Genomic DNA, 22685 nt, shown 5'->3' on the forward strand with positions numbered 1-22685 from the left:
CGGCACGGTCCGGCCCGCGGGCACCACGCGCCCCGAACCGCGCACGGCCGTACGCCCTGCCCCACCCGCACCGAACACCGACCCTGACGACGGAGGAACAGACATGGACGAGAACACCCGCTACCAGGTCCTGCGCAACGACGAGGAGCAGTACTCCCTGTGGCCGGCCGACATCGAGGTGCCCGCCGGCTGGCAGACCGTCGGCAAGGAGGGCACGGAGGCCGAGTGCACCGCCTATGTCGACGAGGTCTGGACCGACATGCGGCCGCGGAGCCTGCGCGAGCGCATGGAGAACGCCGGAGCCTGACCCGCCGTGTGCCGGGCCGGCCACCGAGCGCCGGCCCGGCACCGGTCACCTCCCCCCGCGAGCTGCCGTACCGGCGCCCCACCGCCCTCGGCCCCACCACATCACCGCGTCCCTTCCGAGGAGCCCACCATGACCCCCGCACTGCGCACCGAACGCCTGGACTTCCTCCCCTACCGGGCCGAGGACGAGGACGTCTTCGTCGCCCTGCTGCGCAACGAGGAGGTGTGTCGTTGGATGGGCCAGGACCTGGTCCCCGAACCGGACCTGCGCGCCCTGTTCCGCGCGATCCTCACGGATGTCTACCCGCAGCGCCGCTTCGACGTGTGGGGCCTGTGGCTGAAGGGCGAGTACGTCGGCCACGCCGAGGTGAAGAAGACGGGCAACGTCGACGGCCACGAACTCGTCACCGCGCTCGTCCGCGAGCACTGGGGCCGCGGACTCGGCGGCGAGGTGGTGCGCGGCCTGCTCCGTCACGCCGCCGACCACCTGGGTCTACGGGAGGCCTACGGCATGGTGGGCGCCGAGAACACCGCGAGTCTGGTCATGTGCAGCCGCCTGGGGTTCCGGCATGTGCGGGACGTCGTCGCCGACGACGGTTCGGTGACGAAGATGCTCGTGATCCCCACGGCAGCCGCCGCGGTACCGCCGTCGGCCCCCGCGACCGCTCCCGCCCCCACGGGCGGCCCCGTCCACCCCGAGGACCCGGCATGACCACACCGCCGCTCGTCCCGGACGCCGCCGGTCTGCGGGGCCGGCCTCCGAGCCTGTGGCGCAACCGTGCCTTCAACCTGCTGTGGGCGGGCCAGTGCCTGTCGGATCTGGGCGGGGCCATGGCCGACCTGGCACTGCCCCTGCTGGTCCTGCAGCAGACCGGCTCCCCGGCGCGGGCCGGGCTCGTCGGGACCGTGGGGCTCGCCACCACCCTGGCGTGCCGCCTGCCGGCCGGTGTGCTCGCCGACCGGTACGACCGGCGTCGGCTGATGATCACCTGTGACGCCGCCCGGATCGCCGCCTACGCCGTCCTCGCCTGCGCGGTCGCCGCGGACGCCGCCGGTGTCGCCGTGCTCCTCCTGGTGGTGGCCGGCGGTGCGGCCGCGACCGCTGTCTTCAGCACCGCCGAGCACGCCGCGATCCGCAGTATCGTGCGTCCCGACCAGATCGCCACCGCGGTCGCCCGCAACGAGGCGAGGTCGTACGGCACCTCGCTGGCCGGTCCCCCGCTGGGTGGCCTGCTGTTCGGGATCGGGCGGTCCCTGCCCTTCATCGGCAACGCACTGAGCTTCCTGCTGTCCCTGATCGCCGTCGTGTGCATCCGCCGGCCCCTGCAGCAACGTCGTCCGGGCCCGGCCGAGAAGGCCGGGTCCGGCGGCGCCTCCGCCGTCCAGGGCCTGCAGTTCGTCCTGGGCCATCCCTTTCTGCGGGGCCTCCTCGTGATCGCGGCTCCGCTCAACACGGCCTTCACGGGCATGATCTTCGCCATGACCCTGGCGCTCCGGCGCTCCGGAGTCCCACCGTTCCTGGTCGGCCTCGCCGGTGCGATCTTCGCACTGGGCGGCTTCCTCGGCGCGCTGGCGGCCCCGGCCCTGCAGCGGTGGCTGAGCCTGCCCGCGCTGATCACACTGCTGTGCTGGGCCACCGCGGCGCTGATGGCCGTGAGTGCGCTGCTGTCCGCCACCGTCCTGGCCGCCGTACCGCTGGCGGCCGCGGTGTTCCTCGGCCCCACGGCGAACGCCGCCCTGTTCGGGCACCAGGCCGCCATCACCCCCGACCACCTGCAAGGACGCGTGGTCAGCGTGCTCCTCCTGGCCGCCGGCTCGACGGCGGCGCTCGCTCCCGCCCTGGCCGGGGCGCTGCTGGCCCGCTGGGCCCCGGGCACGGCGATGCTCGTCTTCCCCCTGCTGGTCACCGGCGCTGCGGTGACGGCCACGTTCAGCAGGGGCATCCGGACGACGTCCGCATAGCACGGTCACAGGGGCTGCGCGGGCGGCTCACACGCGCTGTAATGGCGAACGTGGTGAGTGAGGGCGCTGCGATCAGCAGAACGAGAGCGGAGCGTGCCGAAGCCGCCCTCGACACGCTCACCGCGTCGCCCGCAACGCCGGACCGGCTCCGCCGGGTCCTGGAACTGGCGCTCGTGTTCGCCGGCGCGGCCTTCGCCGGTGTGTACACGCCCGGCGACGATCCCACGCGGCTCGGCCTCGCCGAGTCGGCGGGTCTGCCGCGCACCCTGTACGGGCTGCGGGACGGCTACCCGGCGGCGGGCGGCTCCCCGGTCGCCGAGGCCCACCGCACCGGACGGCCGCGCTGGCTGGGCCCCGAGGAACTGGCGGGCTTCCCCGAGGCCCGGCGGACCCCGTCCCCGGACTTCTGCCTGGCCGTCCTGCCGCTCGGCCCCGCGGGCGGCGGCTGTCTGCTGGCCGTCGGCGAGCACCCCGGCGGCTTCGGCACCGACGACCGGGCCTGCCTGGAGCTGATCGCCCGCGCGATCACCGTCCCCGGCCGGTCCGGCACCGCCGCCGGCACCGCCCCGGACACCGCGGAGCTGGCCCCGCAGGCCTTCAGCCTGGCCATGGACACCGGCCGGGTCGAGATCGGCGACGGCATCCTGCGGCTGTTCGGGATCCCCCGCGAGGAGTTCGACGGCCGCGTGGAGACCCTGCTCGGCCTCACCGTGCCCGAGGACCTGCCCGCGCTGATGTCCGTCGTCGAGGCCGACCACATGTCCATCGGCGACCGCGAGCTGGAGTTCCGCGTCCTGCAGCCGTCCGGCCCGCCGAAGTGGCTGCGGCTGCGGGGCCGGCTGCTGCCCGGCGGCGAAGGCGGCCCGGCCCGGCTCGTGGGCACCGTCGCCGACGCCTCCACGCTGCGCTCCGACGTCACCGACGTGGCCCGCGTGCAGCGGCTGGCCGCCGCCCTCGCCACCGCCGGCACCGTCAAGGACGTCGGCCAGGCCGTCGTCGCCGCCCTGCGCGGCCCGCTGCAGGCCGACCGGATCGCGCTCGCCGAACTGGAGAACGACCGGCTCGTCGTCACCGTCCTCGACCCGCCCGAACCCGAGGCCTGGCCCGAGGTGTGGCAGAGCGAGTGGCGCAGCGAGTGGCCCGACGCGCCGGTGCGCGCCATGCCCACCCTGGCCGCCGCGCTGCGTGAGGGCCGGGCCCGGATCTGGCCGGCCGGCAGCCCGCTGGAGCCCGCCCTCGCCGAGGTCGGTCCCGGCGGCCTCGCCGTCCTGCCGCTGCCCGCCGCGGGCAGGATGGCCGGCGCCTGCCTGATCGGCTGGGACCGCCCGCACGAGTTCGCCGCCGACGAGCGCGCCCTGCTCACCGCCTGCGCCGGCCTGACCGGCCAGGCCCTGCTGCGCGCCCACGCCTTCGACGCCGAGCACGAGCTCGTCGGCATGCTCCAGCGCACCCTGCTGCCGCGCCGGCTGCCCCGGCTGCCCGGCGGGGTCGCCGTCGCCCGCTATCTGCCCACCACCGCCGGACTGGAGGTCGGCGGCGACTGGTACGACGTGATCCCGCTCGCCGACAACCACGTGGCCTTCGTCATCGGCGACGTCCAGGGCCACAACGCGGGCGCCGCCACCCTGATGGGCCAGATGCGCACCGCGCTGCGCGCCTACGCCGCCGAGGGACACGCCCCGGACGTGGTCGTCGCCCACGCCAACCGGCTGCTGCTGGAGATGGAGACCGACCTCTTCGCCACCTGCGCCTACGTCGACGTCGACATGGAGATGGGCACCGCCTGGTGCGTGCGCGCCGGCCATCTGCAGCCCGTGCTGCGCCACCCGGACGGCAGCGCCGAGATCGTGCAGGCCGAGGGCGGCCCGCCGCTCGGCGTGCTCGCCCAGGCCGAGTTCCCGATGACCCCGCTGCGGCTGACGCCCGGCACGGTGCTCGCGCTGACCACCGACGGCCTGGTGGAGGCGCCCGGAGCCGACATCGACGCCGGCATGGACCGGCTCACCCGCGAACTGTCCGCCGCCGACCCCGCGCACCTCGGCCTGGTCGCCGACGCCCTGCTCACCGGCGCCCACCGCGGCGACGACGTCGCCCTGCTGCTGCTGCGCTACGACGGCATGGCGGTCCGTCCGCTGCGCGAGAGCTGGACCGTGTGGCGGCTGCCCGAGGCGGTCCGGCACGCCCGCCGCTTCACCCGCCGCACCCTGCGCACCTGGGGCGTCCCGCAGGACACGATCGAAGCGGCCCTCCTTGTCGTCTCCGAACTCGTCACCAACGCCCTCGTGCACACCGGCGGCCCGGTCCGCCTCGACCTCAGCCTGGTCAACCACCGGCTGCGGCTCGCCGTCGCCGACTCCTCGCCGCGCAGCCCCGTCAAACCGGCCAGCATCGGCTGGGAGGCCACCGGCGGCCGGGGCATCCTGCTGGTGGAAGCGGTGTCGGCGGACTGGGGCACGATCCCCGTCAGCGGCGGCAAACAGGTCTGGGCGGACCTCGTCTGCGGCGGCTGACCGCCACACGGGTGCTTCGCGACAGGTTCGACAGGCGTATCCCGGACCGGGTGCCTAGGGTCGATTGGTGTGGCTCACACCTTCGAAGAACTGGTGCAGAAGCAGCGGGCGGCCGAGGCGGCGCACACCACGGTCGAGGACCTGCGGCAGACCTACGGCCCGCCGGCCGAACGCCGCATGACCGGCGCCCAGTCGGGCACCTACGAGACCGCCCTGCGCGCCTGGCGGGACCTGGCCCGCGAGGTGCAGACCGCGGTCAGCGAGTACGCCAAGGAGAGCGGCCGGCCCCGTGCCGAGGTCGAGGCGGAGGTGGAACGCGCAGCCGCGGCCCCGGACGAGACGTGAGAGGCGCCGCCCGACGCGGGGATCGCCGCGCCGAGCGCGTCGCCGGGGCCGTCGACGCGCGGCTGCCGCTGATGGAGGGCGGCTCACTGCTGCGCAAGGCATTCCCCGAGCACTGGTCCTTCCTGCTCGGCGAACTCGCGCTGTACAGCCTCCTGGTGCTGCTCCTCACCGGGGTGTGGCTGACGCTGTTCTTCAAGCCGGACATGCACGAGGTCGTCTACGCCGGTTCCTACGTGCCGCTCACCGGCGTGCGGATGTCGGAGGCCTACGACTCCACCCTGCGCATCAGCTTCGACGTGCGCGGCGGACTGCTGATGCGGCAGACCCACCACTGGGCGGCGCTGGTCTTCATCGCCGCCATCGGCGTGCACATGCTGCGGGTCTTCTTCACGGGGGCGTTCCGCCGGCCCCGTGAGCTGAACTGGGCCATCGGGGTGACGTTGTTCGTCCTCTCGATCGCCGAGGGCTTCGCCGGCTACTCGCTCCCCGACGACCTGCTCTCCGGGACCGGGCTGCGCATCGCCCAGGGCATCATGCTGTCGCTGCCGGTGGTCGGCACGTACGTGGCGTTCTTCGCCTTCGGCGGGCAGCCCCCCGGGCACGACATCATCACCCGCCTGTACCCGGTGCACATCCTCCTGGTCCCGGGCCTCCTGATCGCCCTGCTGACCGTCCACCTGATCCTGGTGTTCCACCTCAAGCACACCCAGTGGCGCGGACCCGGCCGCAGCAACCGCAATGTGGTCGGCAAGCCGCTCTTCCCGCAGTTCGCCGCCTCCTCCATGGGGCTCTCCCTCACGGTCGCCGGCGTCCTGGTGCTGCTCGCGGGCATCGCCCAGATCAACCCGATCTGGAACTACGGGCCGTACCGGTCCGACCAGGCGTCTACCGCCTCACAGCCCGACTGGTACGTCGGCTTCCTGGAGGGGTCGCTGCGGATGGTGCCCCCGTGGGAGACGAACATCGCCGGGCACACCGTCATGTGGAACGTGCTGCTCCCCGCCGTGGTGCTGCCCGCCCTGCTGTTCGCGGTCCTGTACGTCTACCCGTTCGTGGAGCAGCGCCTGACCGGCGAGTGGCAGCGTGAGCGGCATCTGTGCGACCGGCCGCGCGAGCGTCCCGTCCGTACCGGACTCGGCGTGGCGGGCACGGTGTTCTACGGCGTGCTGCTGCTGGAGGGCGGCAACGACGTCATCGCCGCGAGCTTCCGCATCTCGGTCGACGCCATCACCTGGGTGCTGCGCGTCGCCCTGATCGTGGCGCCCGTCGCCGCCTTCCTGGTGACCCGGTGGCTGTGCCGGGCCCTGACCGAGGCCGAACGCGAGCGCCTCGCCGAGGGCGTGCCGACCGGTGAGATCCGGCAGAGCGTCAGCGGTGGCTACGACGGCGGCCACGAACCCGTCGAGGACTTCCGGCCCGGCGCGCCGCGCCGACCGCTCACCGGCGCGCGTACTGGAACACCATCCCGAACACCCCGCGAGCCAGAATCCCCAGACCGATGAGGAACAGCCACAGCCCGAAGACCACCCCGCCGGCCGCCACGGCGAAGCCGAGCGCGGTGACGATCGGCCACGGGCTCTCGTCGGGGAAGAACGCCACCGGACCCGCCCCGTCCGCCACCTCAGCGTCCGTGCGGTCCTGCGCGCGCGTGCCCCGGCGCCGGTACTGGATCAGACAGAAGAACGACACCAGCGCTGCCATGCCGCACGCGACCACCAGCGCGACCGTGCCCGTCGGGTCCCCCGACCACACCCCGTACAGCGCGGCGGACCCGCCGAAGAACAGCGCCACCCCGCCGAACAGCATCGCCTCCGCCTTCACCGGGCGCTCTCCTCCCCGGCCGGCTGTTCGGCCTCCGGGTGGTGCAGGTCGAAGGCCGGCGACTCCGAGCGCACCCGGGGCAGCGCCACGAAGTTGTGCCGCGGCGGCGGACAGGACGTCGCCCACTCCAGGCCGCGCCCCCATCCCCACGGGTCGTCCGCGGTGACCTTCTCGCCCCTGACGGCGGTGCGCCAGACGTTGTAGAGGAACGGCAGCGTGGAGATGCCGAGCAGCAGCGCGCCCGCCGAGGAGATGCTGTTGAGCAGCGTGAAGCCGTCCGTCGGCAGGTAGTCCGCGTACCGGCGGGGCATCCCCGCCTCGCCCAGCCAGTGCTGCACCAGGAACGTCATCTGGAAGCCCGGGAACAGCAGCCAGAAGTGCCACTTGCCGAGCCGCTCGTCGAGCATCTTCCCGGTGAACTTCGGCCACCAGAAGTAGAACCCGGCGAACATCGCGAACACCACCGTGCCGAACAGCACGTAGTGCAGGTGCGCCACGATGAAGTAGCTGTCGGTCAGGTGGAAGTCCAGCGGCGGCGAGGCGATCAGCACCCCGCTGAGCCCGCCGAGGAGGAACGACACCAGGAAGCCCAGCGACCACAGCATGGGCGTCTCGAACGAGAGCGAGCCGTGCCACGTCGTGCCGATCCACGCGAAGAACTTGATGCCCGTGGGCACCGCGATCAGGAACGACATGACGGAGAAGAACGGCAGCAGCACCGCGCCGGTGGCGAACATGTGGTGCGCCCACACCACCGCCGACAGCATGGTGATCGCGATCGTCGCCCCGATCATCGGCAGATAGCCGAACAGGGGCTTGCGGGAGAACACCGGGAGGATCTCGGAGACGATGCCGAAGAACGGCAGCGCCACGATGTAGACCTCCGGATGCCCGAAGAACCAGAACAGGTGCTGCCACAGCAGGGCGCCGCCGTTCGCCGCGTCGAAGACGTGCGCCCCGAACTTGCGGTCCGCCTCCAGCGACAGCAGCGCGGCCGTCAGCACGGGGAACGCGGGCAGGATCAGGATCGAGGTGAACAGCACGTTCCAGGTGAAGATCGGCATCCGGAACATGGTCATGCCCGGGGCGCGCAGGGACACGATCGTGGTGATGAAGTTGACCGCGGTCAGGGTCGTGGACACACCGCTCACCACCAGGCCCATCGCCCACAGGTCACCGCCCGCGCCGGGGGAGAAGTAGGAGCTGTTCAACGGCGCGTACGCGAACCAGCCGAACGCCGCCGCGCCGCCCGGCACCAGGAACCCCGACACCACCATCAGCCCGCCGAACAGGTACATCCAGTACGACAGCGCGTTCAGCCGGGGCAGGGCCAGGTCGGGGGCGCCGATCTGCAGCGGCATCACCGCGTTCGCGAACCCGGCGAACATCGGCGTCGCGAACAGCAGCATCATGATCGTGCCGTGAATCGTGAAGAACTCGTCGTAGCCGTGCTCGCTCAGGAACTGCAGTCCCGGCCGGGCCAGTTCCGCGCGCATGCCGAGCGCCAGCAGCCCGGCGAGCAGGAAGAAGCAGAACGCCGTGACCATGTACAGCCGGCCGATCACCTTGTGATCGGTCGTGCCGGCCCAGCGCAGCAGGGCGCGGCCGGGCCGCGGGGCGGGGGCCGTGTACCGTACGACGATCTCGTGGGTTTCCGACATGTCCGGTAGTTCGGTCATCTCGGGCGACGTTACTCGCGGTGACCAGTGGCGCGCCCGCGCCACGCCCTGCGCGCAGCCGGTCGTATCCGTCGCCCGGATGGGTACCCGGCACTCATGGACACCACCTACCACGTAGCCGCCGGGGCCGGAACGGGCTTCGGCTACCTCGCGATCGTCGTGGCGGGCGTCGCCGTCACGGCCGCCCTGGTCTGGGCGGTCCGGCTCGGCATGCGGGTACGCGGCCGGGAGCACAGCCACATCGGCGCCGGCCCCGGTCCGAGGCCGCCGCGCGGCGGCCCTGTGCGCGAGACGCACGAGATGCGCGAACCCGACGAGGTGCCCCGCGCGGCCGACGAGAGCGAACGGCTCACCCCCTATCAGATGCACTCATCCGGCAGCAAGCGCGCCGAGGACCAGACCCGCCGGCGCTGGGAGCCGGGCTCCAGCGGCTCGTTCGGCGGTGGCGGTGGCGGCCGTACCAAGTGAGACCCAGCAGAAGGAAGATGAGCGACGTGACCGTGCACACCGGCGACAAGTCACTGCCGGACCGAACAGAGACGGGCTGGGCCCAGGCCCGCCACCTGCGGGGGAAGGGCATGCGCACCTGCCGGCCCGCCGTCCTGGACCGCACCGGCGCCGAGGCGCAGGGCACGCCGGCCGAGGACAACATCGTCCGGGGCGAGGACTGAGCGGCGGGGAGGTGCGTTGCCCTGCGTGGCACTGCGCGCTTGGCCGCATGCCGGCCCGGCCCCTTGCGTGAACGGGTGTGTGCCCGCGCAAGGGGCCGGGCCGTCGGTCCGTTACGGGTCAGTTGCGGGTCTTGGCGAACAGCTCCAGGACCTCGGCGGTCGTGCCGCTCTCGCCGAGCCGCGGGAAGATCCGCTCGACGCTGTTCGCGTGCGCCTCGGCATCGGCGTCGGCCATGGCGTCCGTGGCGAGGGTGACGTGGTAGCCGTGGGCGTAGGCGTCGCGGGCGGTGGACTCCACGCCGATGCTGGTGGCGATGCCGGTCAGCACGATCTGGGTGATGCCGCGCCGGCGCAGCTGGACGTCCAGGTCGGTGCCGTGGAAGGCGCTCCAGTTGTGCTTGGTGACGTGGATGTCGCCGGGGTGGCCGGACAGTTCGCCGACGATGACGTCCCAGCCCTCGGGGAAGGAGAGGCCGCGCGCCTGGCGCTCGGTGCGGCCGGGCACGGCGTCGGCACCGTCGGCGGCGAAGGAGACGCGGACCAGGACCACGGGCAGCCCCTGCGCGCGGAAGGCGTCGGCGAGTTCCGCCGTGCGGGAGATGACGTCGGACGCGGCGTGCGGCTGGACGGGCATCGCCGCGATGCCGTTCTGCAGGTCGATCGCGACGAGGGCGGTGCGGGGGTCGAGCGTGGTGAGCGACATGGGTCGGTCAGGCCTTTCGGGGGGTTCGAGGGGTGATCCGGCCGAGGGAACGGTCGGGGAGGGTCGCCGCCAGCAGCAGCGCGGAGCCGGCGAGCATGAACAGGGCCAGGCCGTGCAGCCCGGCCGTGTCGGCACGGTGCGGGAAGAACGCCGCCGTGGCGGCGGACGCGCCCAGCGCGCCGAGGTACATGAAGGTCCGCAGCAGCCCGGCCGCGGAAGCGATGCGCTCCGGGTCGGCCTGCCGGTACAGGGCGTTCTGCGTGGCCAGGCCGATGAGTCCCTGCGGGACGCCGAGCAGTGCGCCGACCGCGAGCAGCAGCCAGAGCGGGCTGTCGGCACCGACGAGCAACAGTGCGGCGCAGCCCGCGAGTTGCAGCACGGACCCGGTGATCAGCTTGGTGCGCACGGCCTCGCGGCGCCCGGTGAGGGTGGAGACGGTGAGTGCGGCCAGCGACAGCGGCAGCAGGGCGAGCCCGGCGGTGGAGGCGCCGAGCCCGCGCCCCTGCTCCAGCCACTGCGTGTAGCCGTACATGAAGGCGTAGGAGGTGGTGTAGGCGAGCAGTTGCCGCAGGTAGGTGGCGAGCAGCGGGCCGTTGCCGGCGAGGACGCGCAGGTCGACGAACGGGTCGGGCACGCGCAGCTCTCGCACCGCGAACGCGCCGGCGGCCGCGGCCGACAGTGCCGGCAGGTACCAGCGCCCCGCGTCCGGCTGCATCAGGAACAGCATCAGCGCGACCAGCAGCAGCGCGAACAGCGCCATGCCGGGCAGGTCGACGGCGCGCCGCCGGGTCGCGGACCGGGGCAGCCGCAGCGTGCCCAGCACCAGGCAGGCCGCCGACAGCGGCACGTTGACGGTGAACACGGCACGCCAGCCGCCGACCCCGATCAGCAGACCGCCGAGCGCGGGCCCGACGACGGCCACCGTCTGGTTGGCGACGGCGAGCGCGGTCAGCACCCCCGCCGGGCTGTCCCGGCCGGTGCGTTCGGCCTCGCTCCGCGTGAGCCGCATGGCCGCCGGATACGCCGCGGACGTGCCGAAGCCCAGCAGCACCCGCGCGGCGATCAGCGCGCCCAGTGAGGGCGCGAGGGCGCCGAGCAGACCGGCGACGCCGACCAGGGCCGTACCGGTGAGGTAGAGCCGGCGCGGGCCGTACATGTCCACCAGACGGCCCATGACGGGCTGCCCGACGGCCGTGGCCAGATAGAGCGCCGAGACCAGCCACGCGGTCTCGGCGGGCGGCGCCCCGAAGGCGGCGCCGATCGGCACCAGGGCCACGGCGATCATCGAGGAGTTGACGGGGTTGAGGACCGAGCCGACGAGCATCGGCGGGATCAGCCGCCGGTCGAATCCGGCGGGGGAGGGGCGGGTGGTCTCCCCGGTGCGTCGGGTGAGCCTCGGTATCACTGCCGCGACAGCCGTTCCATCAGCTCCAGCGCCCGCAGGACCGTCTGCCGCTCCTCCTCGGTGTACCGGTCCTGGAAGGCGCGGGCCAGCCACTCCTCGCGCACCTGCCGGTTGCCCTCGATGCGCGCCCGGCCGGCGTCGGTCAGCGTGACCAGCTGGCGGCGGCCGTCGTCCGGGTCGGGGGCGCGGCGGATCAGGCCGTGCTGCTCCAGGGCGGCCAGGGTGGTCGCCATCGACTGCGGGCGCACCCCCTCGGCGGCGGCGAGCGCGCTGGCCGTGGCGGCACCGTGCTTGCCCACGAGGGTGAGCGCCGACTCCTGGGACGGGCTGAGGTCGGTGTCCTGAGCGACCTCGCGGATGCGGCGGCGCAGCCGGCTGAACACCACGCGCAGATCGCGCGCGGTGCGGGCGGCGGAGTCGGAGATGTCGGCCATGGCGCCCAGACTAGGTACGACAGCCGGAACTGTCCAGCTGAGACTGTTCAGTTTTGCCTGGCTACTTGTCGGGTACTCGCCGGTCCTCGGACACGGCAGCACGTCGGTGAGAATCAGGGAGCACAGATGACCCCTCCGGACACGTCCGGCCTGGAGGCGGCTCTCGCTGCCGAGGTGGACGGCGAAGTCCGCTTCGACGCGGGCAGCCGCGGCGCCTACGCCACGGACGGTTCGAACTACCGTCAGCCCCCGCTGGGCGTCGTCGTGCCCCGCACCGTCGAGGCGGGCGCCCGGGCACTGGCGGTGTGCGCACGCTTCGACGCCCCCGTCCTCTCCCGGGGCGGCGGCACCAGCCTGGCCGGACAGTCGACCAACACCGCCGTGGTGATCGACTGGAGCAAGTACTGCACCAAGGTGCTCTCCGTCGATCCGGAGGCGCGCACCTGCGTCGTCGAGCCCGGCATCGTCCTGGACCAGCTCAACCGGCGCCTCGCCCGCCACAAACTCCAGTTCGGGCCGAAGCCCTCCACGCACAGCCACTGCGCCATCGGCGGCATGATCGGCAACAACTCCTGCGGCGCCTCCGCGCAGGCCTACGGCAAGACCGTCGACAACGTACGGCGCCTGGAGATCCTCACCTACGACGGGCAGCGCGCCTGGGTCGGCCCCACCCCGCCCGACGAACGCGCCCGGATCGTCGACGGCGGCGGACGGCTCGCCGAGATCTACGCCGGCCTCGACCGCCTCGCCACCGAGTACCTCGCCGACATCCGCCGCGGCTACCCCAAGATCCCGCGCCGCGTCTCCGGCTACAACCTCGACTCCCTGCTGCCCGAGAACGGCTTCGACGTGGCCAAGGCGCTCGTCGGCAGCGAAGGCACCCTGGTGACCGTCCTGCGCGCCGAACTCGACCTGGTCCCCGTGCCGCCGTACCAGTCGCTGCTGGTCCTCGGCTACGACGACATCTGCGCCGCCGGCGACGACGTGTCCCGCCTGCTGGAGCACTGCCGGCCCAGCCAGCTGGAGGCCCTCGACGGGCGCATGGCCCAGCTGATGCGCGAGGAGGGCGCCTACCTGGAGTCCCTCGCCGTCCTGCCCGAAGGCGACAGCTGGCTCATGGTGCAGTACAGCGGCGACAGCCAGGAGGACGTCGACGAACAGGCCCACGCGCTGCTGCGGGCCATCGGCCGCGGCGAGAAGGACGCGAACGTCGCCTTCTCCGACGACCCCGAACGCGAGCAGAAGATGCTCAGGGCCCGCGAGGCCGGCCTCGGCGTCACCGCCCGGCCGCCGGACGACCGCGAGACCTGGGAGGGCTGGGAGGACTCCGCCGTACCGCCCGAACGGCTCGGCGACTACCTGCGCGACCTGAAGAAGCTCTTCGAGGAGTTCGACTACGACCACCCGTCCCTGTACGGGCACTTCGGGCAGGGCTGTGTGCACACCCGCATCCCGTTCGGCCTGAAGAACGCCGAGGGTGTCGCAGACTTCCGGCGCTTCGTGGAACGCGCCGCCGACCTCGTCGCCTCCTACGGCGGCTCGCTGTCCGGCGAGCACGGCGACGGCCAGTCCCGCGGGGAACTCCTCAGCCGCATGTTCGGCGAGCGGCTCGTGACCGCCTTCGGCGAGCTCAAGGCCCTCTTCGACCCCGGGAACCGGATGAACCCGGGCAAGATCGTCCACCCCAACCCCGTCGACGGCCAGCTCCGCCTCGGCCCCTCCTGGCGGCCCGACACGCCCGCGACCCACTTCGGCTTCCCCGAGGACGACCACTCCTTCAACCGCGCGGTGATGCGCTGCGTCGGCATCGGCAACTGCCGCAGCCACTCCGGCGGCGTCATGTGCCCCTCCTACCGGGCCACCATGGAGGAGGAGCACTCCACGCGCGGGCGTGCCCGGCTGCTGTTCGAGATGCTCGACGGACACGCCGACTCCGCGATCGAGGACGGCTGGCGCTCCACCGCCGTACACGACGCGCTCGACCTGTGCCTGGCCTGCAAGGGCTGCAAGTCGGACTGCCCGACCGGTGTCGACATGGCCACGCTCAAGGCCGAGTTCATGTCCCACCACTACGAGGGCCGGATGCGGCCCATGGCGCACTACTCGATGGGCTGGCTGCCGGTGTGGGCCCGGCTCTCCCGCCTCGCCCCCTCCCTCGTCAACTCCGCGCTGCACGCGCCCGGGCTCGCCGCGGCGGGCAAGCGGCTGGCCGGCATCGACGGTGCCCGCTCGGCACCCCTGTTCGCCCGGCAGTCGTTCGTCCAGTGGTGGAAGGCCCGCGGCCAGGAGGAACCGGACCCCGCCGACCCGCGGACCGTGGTGCTGTGGCCCGACACCTTCAGCACCTACTTCCACCCGTCGATCGGGAAGGCGGCCGTCCACGTCCTCGAGGACGCCGGATTCCGGGTCGCCGTCCCCACCGAACCGGTGTGCTGCGGCCTGACCTGGATCTCCACCGGCCAGCTCACCGTCGCCAAGAAGGTGCTGACCCGCACCCTCGGCGTGCTGCGCCCCTACCTGGAGGCGGGCACCCCGGTCATCGGCCTCGAACCCTCCTGCACCGCCGTCTTCCGCTCCGACGCGCCCGAACTCATGCCCGCCGACCAGGACGTGCGGCGGCTGGCCGGACAGGTCCGCACCTTCGCCGAACAGCTCGTCCACCACGCCCCCGACGACTGGCGGCCACCCCAGGTGACCCGGCAGGCGACCGTGCAGACCCACTGCCACCAGCACGCCGTCATGAAGTTCGACGCCGACCGCGAACTCATGCGCCGCGCCCACCTCGACGCCGAGGTCCTCGACGAGGGCTGCTGCGGCCTGGCCGGCAACTTCGGCTTCGAACGCGGCCACCACGAGATCTCCCTGGCCGTCGCCGAACAAGGCGTCCTGCCCGCCGTCCGGGGCGCCGCCCCGGACAGCCTGGTCCTCGCCGACGGCTTCAGCTGCCGCACCCAGATCGAGGAGGGCGGCACCGGCCGGCGCGCCCTGCACCTCGCCGAGGCCCTCGCCCTCGGACTCGACGGCAACCTGCCCAGCGACCACCCGGAACGGCTGGCCGACCGCCCGGCCGAACCCTCCCGCACCGCCCGCTGGGCGACGGCGGCGACGACCGTGACCGCCGCCGCCGTCGCCGCCGGAGCCGTCCTCGGCGTGCGCCGCCGCTCCTGAGGAGGCGTCCATGAGCGACCTGCCGACCGTCGACGCGGTCGACACCGCCGTCTACACCGTGCCCACCGACGCCCCCGAGGCGGACGGCACCCTCGCGTGGGACAGCACCACCCTCGTCCTGGTCACCGTCCGCTCCGGCACCACCACCGGCCTCGGCTACACGTACGCGCCCGCCGCCACCGCCCAGGTCGTCCGCGAGCTGCTCGCCGGCACCGTCACCGGCCTCCCGGCACTCGACGTGCCACGCGCCAACGAGCGGATGTGCCGGGCGGTGCGCAACGCCGGACTCCCCGGTGTGGCCGCCCAGGCGATCGCCGCCGTCGACATCGCCCTGTGGGACACCAAGGCCCGCCTGCTCGGCCTGCCCCTCGTCCGGCTCCTCGGCGCCGCCCGCGACGACGTGCCCGTCTACGGCAGCGGCGGCTTCACCACCTACGACGCCGAGCGCCAGGACCGGCAACTGCGCGGCTGGGCCGAGGAGGAGGGCATCCCCCGCGTCAAGATCAAGATCGGTGAGTCCTGGGGCACCCGCGAGACCCGCGACCTGGAACGCGTCGCCCGGGCCCGGGCGAGCGTCGGCGACCGGACCGAGCTGTACGTGGACGCCAACGGCGGCTACACCGGCGGGCAGGCCGCGCGCGTCGGCGCCGCGCTCGCGGCCGAGGGCGTGACCTGGTTCGAGGAGCCGGTCTCCTCCGACCACCTCACCCTGCTCGCGGGCCTGCGCGGCCGGCTCCCGCTGGACGTCACCGCCGGCGAGTACGGTTACACGCTGCCGTACTTCGAGCACATGCTGGCCGCCGGAGCGGTCGACTGCCTCCAGGCGGACGCCACCCGCTGCGCCGGCCTCACGGTCTGGCTGCGCGCCGCGGCGCTCGCCCACGCGCGCGGGCTCGACATCTCCGGGCACTGCGCGCCCCACGCCCACGCGCACGTGGCCGCCGCCGTACCCAATCTGCGCCACCTGGAGTGGTTCCACGACCACGTCCGCATCGAACGGCTCCTGTTCGACGGCGTCCTCGATCCCGGCGGCGGCAGCGTCACCCCCGGCGCCGACGGGGCACCCGGACTGGGCCTGACCCTCGTCGAGGAGCGGGCGGAGAAGTACCGCACGGAGTAGCCGAACGGATCAGGAGGAGACACGACCATGCCCCCCACCGTCGTCATCACCGGTGCCAGCGCCGGGATCGGTCGCGCCACCGCACGGCTGTACGCCCGCCGCGGCGCGCAGGTCGTGCTGGTCGCCCGCGGCGAAGGCGGCCTGGCGGCGGCGGCCGACGAGGTCGCGGCGCTCGGCGGACGCCCCCTCGTGCAGACGGCCGACGTGGCCGACGCCGCCCAGGTGGAGGCCGTCGCCGACGCCGCCGAGAAGGAGTTCGGCCCGATCGACGTATGGATCAACTGCGCGTTCTCCACCATGTTCGCGCCGTTCGAGGAGATCACCGCCGAGGAGTTCAAGCGGGTCACCGAGGTCACCTACCTCGGCTTCGTCAACGGCACCCGCACGGCGCTCCGGCGCATGCTGCCCCGCGACCGCGGCACCATCGTGCAGGTCGGCTCGGCGCTCGGCGAACGGTCGATCCCCCTGCAGTCCGCGTACTGCGGCGCCAAGCACGCCATCAACGGCTTCACCTCCTCCCTGCGCACCGAACTGCTGCACCGCGGCAGCGGCGTACGCGTCACCGTCGCCCAGATGCCCGCCGTCAACACCCCCCAGTTCCAGTGGGTCCGCTCCCGGCTGTCGAAGCACCCCATGCCGGTCCCGCCGATCTACCAGCCGGAGGTCGCCGCCCGGGGCGTGGTGTACGCCGCCGACCACCCGGGCCGCAAGCAGTACTACGTCGGCGCCACCACCCTGGCCACGGTCTGGGCCAACCGGTTCGCCCCGGCCCTGCTCGACCGCTACCTGGCCCGCACCGGCTTCGACTCCCAGCAGACCGACAGCGTCCCGCCCACCGGCCTGGACAACCTCTTCGAACCGGTCGACACCGGGCCGGCCGACGACCAGGGCGCCCACGGCGCCTTCGACGACACCGCCCACTCCCGCTCCTGGCAGGAGACCCTGGTCCGGCACCCCGCCGCCACGGCCGCCGGCGTGAGCGCCGCCGTGCTCGGCACGGTCCGGGGCATCCGCCGCCTCACCTCCCGGGCCGCCTAGGGCCTGTCCGGCGGCTCATGGACCGAGGCGAAGGCCGGCCAGTGCCCAAATCGTGTTGACCGCCCCCGGCGGGCAGTGCTGGAGTCGGCACGTGGACAGCATCCCCGCCAACCGGCGGCTCTGGAACCGGATCAGCAGCGCCTACCAGCAGGAGCACGATCCGCACATCGGCGCCGCACCCCGGCTGTGGGGCATGTACTCCATCCCCGACGCGCACCTGCACGCCCTGGGCGACGTCACCGGCAAGCGCGTCCTCGAGCTCGGCTGCGGCGCCGGCCAGTGGTCCAGGGCGCTCGCCGCCGAGGGCGCCACCGTGGTGGGGCTCGACCTGTCCGAAGCGCAACTCGCCGCAGCGGCCCGCGCGATGGGAGCGGCCCGCTACCCGCTGGTGCAAGGCGCCGCCGAACGGCTCCCTTTCGCCGCCGGCAGCTTCGACCTGGTGTTCTGCGATTTCGGTGGGCTCAGCTGGGCGCCCCCGCACCTGGCCGTCCCGCAGGCCGCACGCGTGTTGGCCGGTGGCGGTCGCCTGGTGTTCAACGTCGCCAGCCCATGGTTCGAAGCGTGCTACGACGAAGCCGCCGGCCGTGTGACCACGACGCTGCAGCAGGACTACTTCGGGCTGGACACCATCGCCGAAGGCGACGGCGCGACCAGCTATCAGCTCACCTACGGCGACTGGGTCAGGGTCCTGCGCGGCGCGGGTCTCATCATCGACGACCTCATCGAGCCGCGGCCCCAACTCGGAACACGCAACGGCTACAACGAAACCGACCCGCCCGACTGGGCGCACCGCTGGCCTGCGGAACTGCTCTGGGTGACCCACAAACCGTAAGCGGACATCTTGCCGGTCAAGAACCAGCGCCGGGCAGCTTCTGCGACAGTTCGATCATGTTGCCCCACGGGTCACGGATGAAGGCCAGTCGCCGGCTGATGTCCTCGATCTCGAAAGGTTCACCGACGAGGTCGACATCGCGGCTCGCGAGTTCCGCGCGCGCTTCGTCGACATCGTCGACATGGAGGCACATGTGCTGGTAGCCGCCGTGCTGCAGGCTGACCGAGAGGTCGTCGAAGACCTCGTTCGGGAAGGGTACGGGCCCGGCCAGCAGTTCCACATGGAAGTCGTCATCGTTGGGCGGGCAGAGGTACGCGAGCTTGAGTTCTCCGTAGGGCCACTCCTGGAGCACCCGGAAGTCCAGCTTCTCCGTGTACCAGGCCTTCGCCGCGTCGTACTCGGGAACGCGGATACCGACATGGTGACCGCTGAAGGACGAAAAGGGGCTTGACGGGTTTTTCGGCGGGTGGGCCGGCATGGGCATCGCAATCACTCCTGTCTGCTGAACCATCAGGGGACGGCGCGATGAAGCAGAGGATTCAGCCCATCGGGCGGTTCGGTGCGGAATGATCCAGGTTGGCATATTCGTGATCGGGTTCGACGGCTGGGCGCGCCGAACACCGAGGGCCTGGCGTGTCGGCCGGCCCGGCCGGCGCACCTGGACGGCCTAGGCTGGCGGTGTGCACCTTCTGCTGATGTCCGACACCCATCTGCCGAAGCGGGCCAAACGGCTCCCGGAGCAGCTGCTCGCCGAACTGCCGCGGGCGGACGTCGTGTTCCACGCGGGTGACTGGGTCGACACCGCCACCCTGGACCTGCTGGAGAGCCGCAGCCGCCGGCTCGTCGGGGTGTACGGCAACAACGACGGCCCCGAGCTGCGCGCCCGGCTGCCCGAGGTGGCCTACGCCGAACTGGGCGGCCTGCGCTTCGGCGCCGTGCACGAGACCGGACCCGCCCAGGGCCGCGAGGCCCGCTGCGCCGCCCGCTTCCCCGATCTCGACGTCCTGGTCTTCGGGCACAGCCACATCCCCTGGGACACCACCGCCGCGACCGGGCTGCGGCTGCTCAACCCCGGCTCACCGACCGACCGGCGGCGCCAGCCCCACTGCACCTACCTCACCGCGACCGTCGCCGACGGCGCGCTCACCGACGTCACCCTGCACCGCCTGCCGCAGCGGTAGCGGCCCGTGCGATCATCCCTCGTGATCAACAGCTCCGGTATACCCGCCGTCGTCCCCGCAGGCCGTCTCGCCGAGGGCGTCCAGCCCGTGCTGCCGCTGCCCGGCGGCCGGGAGCTGCGGCCCTGGCGCCTCGACGACGCGGACGCCGACGCCCTGCTCACCGCGGGAATGGATCCGGCGATCAGCCTCTGGAACCTCTTCTCGGTCGGCAGCCGTGCCGAGGCCCGCGCCCGGATCGAGCGCCTGCACGCCCGCCGGCGGGCCGAGACCGGGGTGGTCTGGGCCATCGCCCCGCACAGTGGCCCGGCCGTCGGGCTCGCCGGGCTGAACCACGTCGACCTCGCGGGCGGCACCGCCGAGGTCCTCTACTGGGTGCTGCCCGAGGCGCGCGGCGCCGGGCTCGCCGTCGAGGCGACCCGGCGGATCAGCGGATGGGCCCTGGACGAGCTGGGCCTGCACCGGCTGATGCTGTGCCACTCCACCGCCAACCCCGCCTCCTGCCGGGTTGCCGAGAAGGCCGGATACACGGTGGAGGGCACCCAGCGCAGCGCCCTGCTGCACGCCGACGGCTGGCACGACCAGCATCTGCACGCGCGCGTGGCCGGAGACCCCGAGTAGGCCCCGGGGCCGCGGCCCCCGAGCGGACCGAGGACGGCACGCGCCGGCCGAGTGCTCGCTCGCGCCCCCGCGACGGGTCCGCGGATCGCAACGGCCCCGCGGATCGCAACGGCCCCGCGCGCCCGGGCACCGCCGTCACCGGCGTGAACAGGTCCGCCGCTTGCGCCGCCAGCACACGGCCACCCCCGCCAGCACGGCGACCACCGCCGCCGCCACCGCGGCCCGCTTCGCCACCGGCAACCCCGCCGTGCGCAGCAGGTCGAGCGGCTCCGGCTCCTCACGGGCCGAGGGCGCCGCCGAGCCGGTGGCGTCGGCCCGCCCGGGCTCCTCCTCCGCGGCCGGGGCCCGCTCGGTCAGCCGTCCGGCCAGGCAGTCCGCGAACTGCCCCACCAGCCGGTCGCCCACCTCCGCCAGCACCCCGCGCCCGAACTGCGCCGGTCGCCCGGTGACCGTCAGGTCGGTCCGCACCGACACCGCCGTCCCGCCGTCGCGCTCGCTGAGCGTGCCCGTGACCGTCGCCCGGGCCGTGCCCTGCCCGCGGGTCTCCCGGCCGCTGGCCACCAGCACCATGCGGTGCGCCGACGCGTCCTGCTCCTCGAAGACCGCGGTCCCCCGGTACGTCACGGTGACCGGGCCGACCTTGACCTTCACCGACCCGGTCACGGTCTTGCCGTCGTACTCCTCCACCGCCGCGCCCGGCAGGCACGGCGCGACCCGTTCGATGTCGAGGAGCGCGTGCCAGGCGTCGTCGACCGGGACGGGGACGGTGAACTCGTGCTGCAGCTCCATGTCTTCCTCCTCGCGCTCACACGGCCGCGTGCGGATGGATGGCCCCGGCGGTCGCGGTGAGCGGCGCACCGCTGCCGCCCCAGCGCAGGGCGACGATCTCGGCGGCGACGGACACCGCGACCTCCTCGGGCGTACGGGCCCCCAGGTCGAGCCCGAGGGGCGAGCGCAGCCGGGACAGTTCCGGGTCGGTCAGGCCCGCCTCGGTCAGCCGTTCGCGCCGTTCGTCGTGGGTACGGCGGCTGCCCATCGCCCCGATGTAGGCGGCGGGCCGGCGCAGCGCCTCCTCCAGCAGCGGTACGTCGAACTTGGGGTCGTGGGTGAGGACACAGATCACCGTGCGCTCGTCGGTGTGCGTGCCCTGGAGGTAGCGGTGCGGCCAGTCCACGACGACCTCCACGCCCGGCGGGAAACGCTTGGGCGTGGCGAAGACCGGCCGGGCGTCGCACACGGTGATCCGGTAGCCGAGGAAGTCGCCGATGCGGGCCACCGCCGCCGCGTAGTCGATCGCGCCGAACACCAGCATGCGCGGCGGCGGCGCGAAGGACTGCACGAACACCGTGACGTCGTCCTCGCGGCGCTCCCCGTGCCGCCCGTAGTGCCGCAGCACCGTGGCGCCCAGGGCGAGTTCACCGCGAGCGTCGGCGGTGACGGCGACGTCGAGCCCGCTCGTGCCGAGCGAGCCGACCACCGTGTCCGGCCAGACCGCGAGGCAGGCCCCGCGCCGGGCGGGCCCGTCGACGACGGTCGCCACCGTCACCGGCCGGCCCTCGGCGACGGACGCGGCGACCGCGCCGAACGCCGGGTCCGAGACGGGCGTGACGGGCCGCACCAGCAGGGTGACCTCGCCGCCGCAGGTGAGCCCGACCGCGAACGCGTCCTCGTCGCTGTACCCGAAGGTCGCCAGACGCGCCTCGCCGCTCTCCACCACCTCCTGCGCGAGCTCGAACACCGCCCCCTCGACACAGCCCCCCGACACGCTCCCCAGGACCTCGTCGTCCGGCCCCACGGCCATCGAGGCGCCGGGCCCGCGCGGCGCGCTGCGGCTCACCGAGACCACCGTGGCCAGCCCGAACGGGACCCGGGCCGCGTACCAGCGCTCCAGCTCCGGGAGGATCTCACGCACCTTGCGCTCCTTTCACGACGGTCTCACCGCCCGCGGCCCCGCGCACCACCGCCGCCAGCCGCTCCAGTGCCGCGAGGCTGTGCCCCTCGACGAAGGCGTCCACGCTCGGCAGGGCCGCGGCCATCCCGGCCGCCAGCGGGGCGTAACCGGGTCGGGCCTTGCGCGGGTTGGCCCAGATCACCTGATGGGCGAGGGAGTGCAGACGGCGCATCTGCGCGCCGAGCAGCTCCGGATCACCGCGTTCCCAGCCGTCCGAGAGCAGGACGACGACCGCCCCGCGCGCCATCCCGCGCTGCCCCCAGCGGTTCAGGAACTCACGCAGCAGCTCGCCCAGCCGCGTGCCGCCCCGCCAGTCCGGCACGGCCGCCGCGAGGGCCGCCATGGCCAGGTCCGGGTCCCGGTGCGACAGTTCGCGGGTCGCCCGGGTCAGCCGGGTGCCGATGGTGAACACCTCGGTGCGGCCGCCGCGCACCGCCGCGTGCGCGAACCGCAGCAGGGCGTCGGCGTACGGCGCCATGGAACCGCTGACGTCGACGAGCAGCACGACCCGGCGCGGCTGCTCCACGCGCGCGTGCCGCCGCAGCCGGGCCGGTTCCCCGCCACGCCGCAGCAACTCCCGTACCGTGCGCCGCGGATCGACCTCGCCGCGCCGGGCGGGCCGCCGCCGAGCGGACCTCCGGGTCTGCCCGTGCAGCGCGAAGGCGGCGAGCAGGCGCCGCAACTGGGCGCGTTCGGCGGCGTCGAGCCCGGCGACGTCACGGTGGCGCAGCACCTCGGCGGAGCTGGCGAGGGCGGCGGTGGGCGGCCCCGCGGGCGCGGGCTCACCGGGCGTGCGGGGGGCGGCGGAACCCTCCCGGGCGGTGAGCCGCAGCCGGGGCGGGGGAGCGGCGCCATCGGCGAGGGGTGCGGGGCCTCCGGGTGGGTCTGTGTTTGGGGCTTAGACGGGCTCGTACGGCGGGCGGGGGGGGTGTGGGGCGGGC

23 protein-coding genes are annotated in these 22685 nt (G+C 73.5%); 14 read left to right on the top strand and 9 right to left on the bottom strand.

Features of this window, described 5'->3' with window-relative positions:
• The first annotated feature begins 103 nt into the window (after positions 1 to 103).
• The 6 genes from AB0N17_RS14400 (at position 104) to AB0N17_RS14425 (ending at position 6625) form a co-directional block, all read left to right on the top strand.
• Positions 104 to 307, top strand: coding sequence for an MbtH family NRPS accessory protein (locus AB0N17_RS14400; RefSeq protein ID WP_366011604.1), 204 nt, complete (start codon positions 104 to 106; stop codon positions 305 to 307).
• Between the two features lie 129 nt (positions 308 to 436).
• Positions 437 to 1018: a GNAT family N-acetyltransferase gene (locus AB0N17_RS14405; protein ID WP_366011605.1), complete on the top strand. Its 582-nt coding sequence runs from the start codon at positions 437 to 439 to the stop codon at positions 1016 to 1018.
• On the top strand, positions 1015 to 2268 hold the full coding sequence (locus AB0N17_RS14410; RefSeq protein WP_366011606.1) for an MFS transporter: 1254 nt from the start codon (positions 1015 to 1017) through the stop codon (positions 2266 to 2268). The genes AB0N17_RS14405 and AB0N17_RS14410 overlap by 4 nt, the downstream gene beginning before the upstream one ends.
• A gap of 41 nt (positions 2269 to 2309) precedes the next feature.
• The gene (locus AB0N17_RS14415; RefSeq protein ID WP_366011607.1) at positions 2310 to 4778 is read left to right on the top strand and encodes a SpoIIE family protein phosphatase; all 2469 of its coding nucleotides are present in this window, start codon (positions 2310 to 2312) and stop codon (positions 4776 to 4778) included.
• A 69-nt stretch (positions 4779 to 4847) separates the two neighbouring features.
• Positions 4848 to 5123, top strand: coding sequence for a hypothetical protein (locus AB0N17_RS14420; protein WP_366011609.1), 276 nt, complete (start codon positions 4848 to 4850; stop codon positions 5121 to 5123).
• 71 nt (positions 5124 to 5194) lie between these two features.
• Entirely contained in the window at positions 5195 to 6625 is a 1431-nt protein-coding gene (locus AB0N17_RS14425) for a ubiquinol-cytochrome c reductase cytochrome b subunit (RefSeq protein ID WP_366011651.1), read from the top strand.
• Here the strand turns inward: AB0N17_RS14425 and AB0N17_RS14430 are convergent.
• Together AB0N17_RS14430 and ctaD are read right to left on the bottom strand one after the other, a co-directional pair.
• The gene (locus tag AB0N17_RS14430; protein WP_366011610.1) at positions 6561 to 6944 is read right to left on the bottom strand and encodes a cytochrome c oxidase subunit 4; all 384 of its coding nucleotides are present in this window, start codon (positions 6942 to 6944) and stop codon (positions 6561 to 6563) included. The genes AB0N17_RS14425 and AB0N17_RS14430 overlap by 65 nt on opposite strands.
• The gene (gene ctaD / locus AB0N17_RS14435) at positions 6941 to 8605 is read right to left on the bottom strand and encodes a cytochrome c oxidase subunit I (protein WP_366011652.1); all 1665 of its coding nucleotides are present in this window, start codon (positions 8603 to 8605) and stop codon (positions 6941 to 6943) included. Before ctaD ends, AB0N17_RS14430 begins: the two co-directional genes overlap by 4 nt.
• A 114-nt stretch (positions 8606 to 8719) precedes the next feature.
• On the opposite strand from ctaD, the gene AB0N17_RS14440 reads away from it, so the two are divergent.
• Positions 8720 to 9091 carry a DUF6479 family protein gene (locus tag AB0N17_RS14440; protein ID WP_366011611.1) on the top strand — a complete coding sequence of 124 codons (372 nt, stop codon included), beginning with the start codon at positions 8720 to 8722 and terminating at the stop codon, positions 9089 to 9091.
• Between the two features lie 17 nt (positions 9092 to 9108).
• Positions 9109 to 9294, top strand: coding sequence for a hypothetical protein (locus tag AB0N17_RS14445; RefSeq protein ID WP_366011612.1), 186 nt, complete (start codon positions 9109 to 9111; stop codon positions 9292 to 9294).
• A gap of 118 nt (positions 9295 to 9412) precedes the next feature.
• Here the strand turns inward: AB0N17_RS14445 and AB0N17_RS14450 are convergent, their stop codons facing one another.
• From AB0N17_RS14450 to AB0N17_RS14460, 3 genes are read right to left on the bottom strand one after another with little or no spacing between them, the layout of a single operon-like run.
• Positions 9413 to 9997 (bottom strand): hydrolase, encoded by a 585-nt coding sequence (locus tag AB0N17_RS14450; protein ID WP_366011613.1) that lies wholly within the window; start codon positions 9995 to 9997, stop codon positions 9413 to 9415.
• A 7-nt stretch (positions 9998 to 10004) separates the two neighbouring features.
• A complete protein-coding gene (locus AB0N17_RS14455) occupies positions 10005 to 11402 on the bottom strand; it encodes an MFS transporter (RefSeq protein ID WP_366011614.1) in 1398 nt (465 codons plus the stop codon).
• Positions 11399 to 11836, bottom strand: a complete 438-nt coding sequence (locus AB0N17_RS14460) for a MarR family transcriptional regulator (RefSeq protein WP_366011615.1) — start codon at positions 11834 to 11836, stop codon at positions 11399 to 11401. The genes AB0N17_RS14455 and AB0N17_RS14460 overlap by 4 nt, the downstream gene beginning before the upstream one ends.
• A gap of 126 nt (positions 11837 to 11962) precedes the next feature.
• Here AB0N17_RS14460 and AB0N17_RS14465 point away from each other — a divergent pair, with 126 nt between their 5' ends.
• The 4 genes from AB0N17_RS14465 (at position 11963) to AB0N17_RS14480 (ending at position 17994) form a co-directional block, all read left to right on the top strand.
• Positions 11963 to 15004, top strand: a complete 3042-nt coding sequence (locus tag AB0N17_RS14465) for an FAD-linked oxidase C-terminal domain-containing protein (protein ID WP_366011616.1) — start codon at positions 11963 to 11965, stop codon at positions 15002 to 15004.
• Between the two features lie 10 nt (positions 15005 to 15014).
• Positions 15015 to 16124, top strand: coding sequence for an enolase C-terminal domain-like protein (locus AB0N17_RS14470; RefSeq protein WP_366011617.1), 1110 nt, complete (start codon positions 15015 to 15017; stop codon positions 16122 to 16124).
• Positions 16125 to 16151: 27 nt separating this feature from the next.
• The gene (locus tag AB0N17_RS14475; protein WP_366011618.1) at positions 16152 to 17162 is read left to right on the top strand and encodes an SDR family oxidoreductase; all 1011 of its coding nucleotides are present in this window, start codon (positions 16152 to 16154) and stop codon (positions 17160 to 17162) included.
• 91 nt (positions 17163 to 17253) lie between these two features.
• A complete protein-coding gene (locus tag AB0N17_RS14480) occupies positions 17254 to 17994 on the top strand; it encodes a class I SAM-dependent methyltransferase (protein ID WP_366011619.1) in 741 nt (246 codons plus the stop codon).
• Between the two features lie 16 nt (positions 17995 to 18010).
• Here AB0N17_RS14480 and AB0N17_RS14485 read toward each other — a convergent pair whose 3' ends face one another.
• On the bottom strand, positions 18011 to 18478 hold the full coding sequence (locus AB0N17_RS14485) for a VOC family protein (RefSeq protein WP_366011620.1): 468 nt from the start codon (positions 18476 to 18478) through the stop codon (positions 18011 to 18013).
• Between the two features lie 196 nt (positions 18479 to 18674).
• Here AB0N17_RS14485 and AB0N17_RS14490 point away from each other — a divergent pair, with 196 nt between their 5' ends.
• On the top strand, positions 18675 to 19175 hold the full coding sequence (locus AB0N17_RS14490; protein ID WP_366011621.1) for a metallophosphoesterase: 501 nt from the start codon (positions 18675 to 18677) through the stop codon (positions 19173 to 19175).
• A 21-nt stretch (positions 19176 to 19196) separates the two neighbouring features.
• Entirely contained in the window at positions 19197 to 19793 is a 597-nt protein-coding gene (locus AB0N17_RS14495; protein ID WP_366011622.1) for a GNAT family N-acetyltransferase, read from the top strand.
• A gap of 135 nt (positions 19794 to 19928) precedes the next feature.
• On the opposite strand, the gene AB0N17_RS14500 is transcribed toward AB0N17_RS14495, so the two are convergent.
• From AB0N17_RS14500 to AB0N17_RS14510, 3 genes are read right to left on the bottom strand one after another with little or no spacing between them, the layout of a single operon-like run.
• Positions 19929 to 20582 carry an SRPBCC family protein gene (locus tag AB0N17_RS14500; protein WP_366011623.1) on the bottom strand — a complete coding sequence of 218 codons (654 nt, stop codon included), beginning with the start codon at positions 20580 to 20582 and terminating at the stop codon, positions 19929 to 19931.
• Between the two features lie 16 nt (positions 20583 to 20598).
• Positions 20599 to 21705: an XdhC/CoxI family protein gene (locus AB0N17_RS14505; RefSeq protein WP_366011625.1), complete on the bottom strand. Its 1107-nt coding sequence runs from the start codon at positions 21703 to 21705 to the stop codon at positions 20599 to 20601.
• Positions 21698 to 22477 carry a VWA domain-containing protein gene (locus AB0N17_RS14510; protein ID WP_366011626.1) on the bottom strand — a complete coding sequence of 260 codons (780 nt, stop codon included), beginning with the start codon at positions 22475 to 22477 and terminating at the stop codon, positions 21698 to 21700. Before AB0N17_RS14510 ends, AB0N17_RS14505 begins: the two co-directional genes overlap by 8 nt.
• Positions 22478 to 22685: the final 208 nt, after the last annotated feature.

The organism is Streptomyces sp. NPDC051133 (genome assembly GCF_040682635.1).
Lineage (GTDB): Bacteria > Actinomycetota > Actinomycetes > Streptomycetales > Streptomycetaceae > Streptomyces.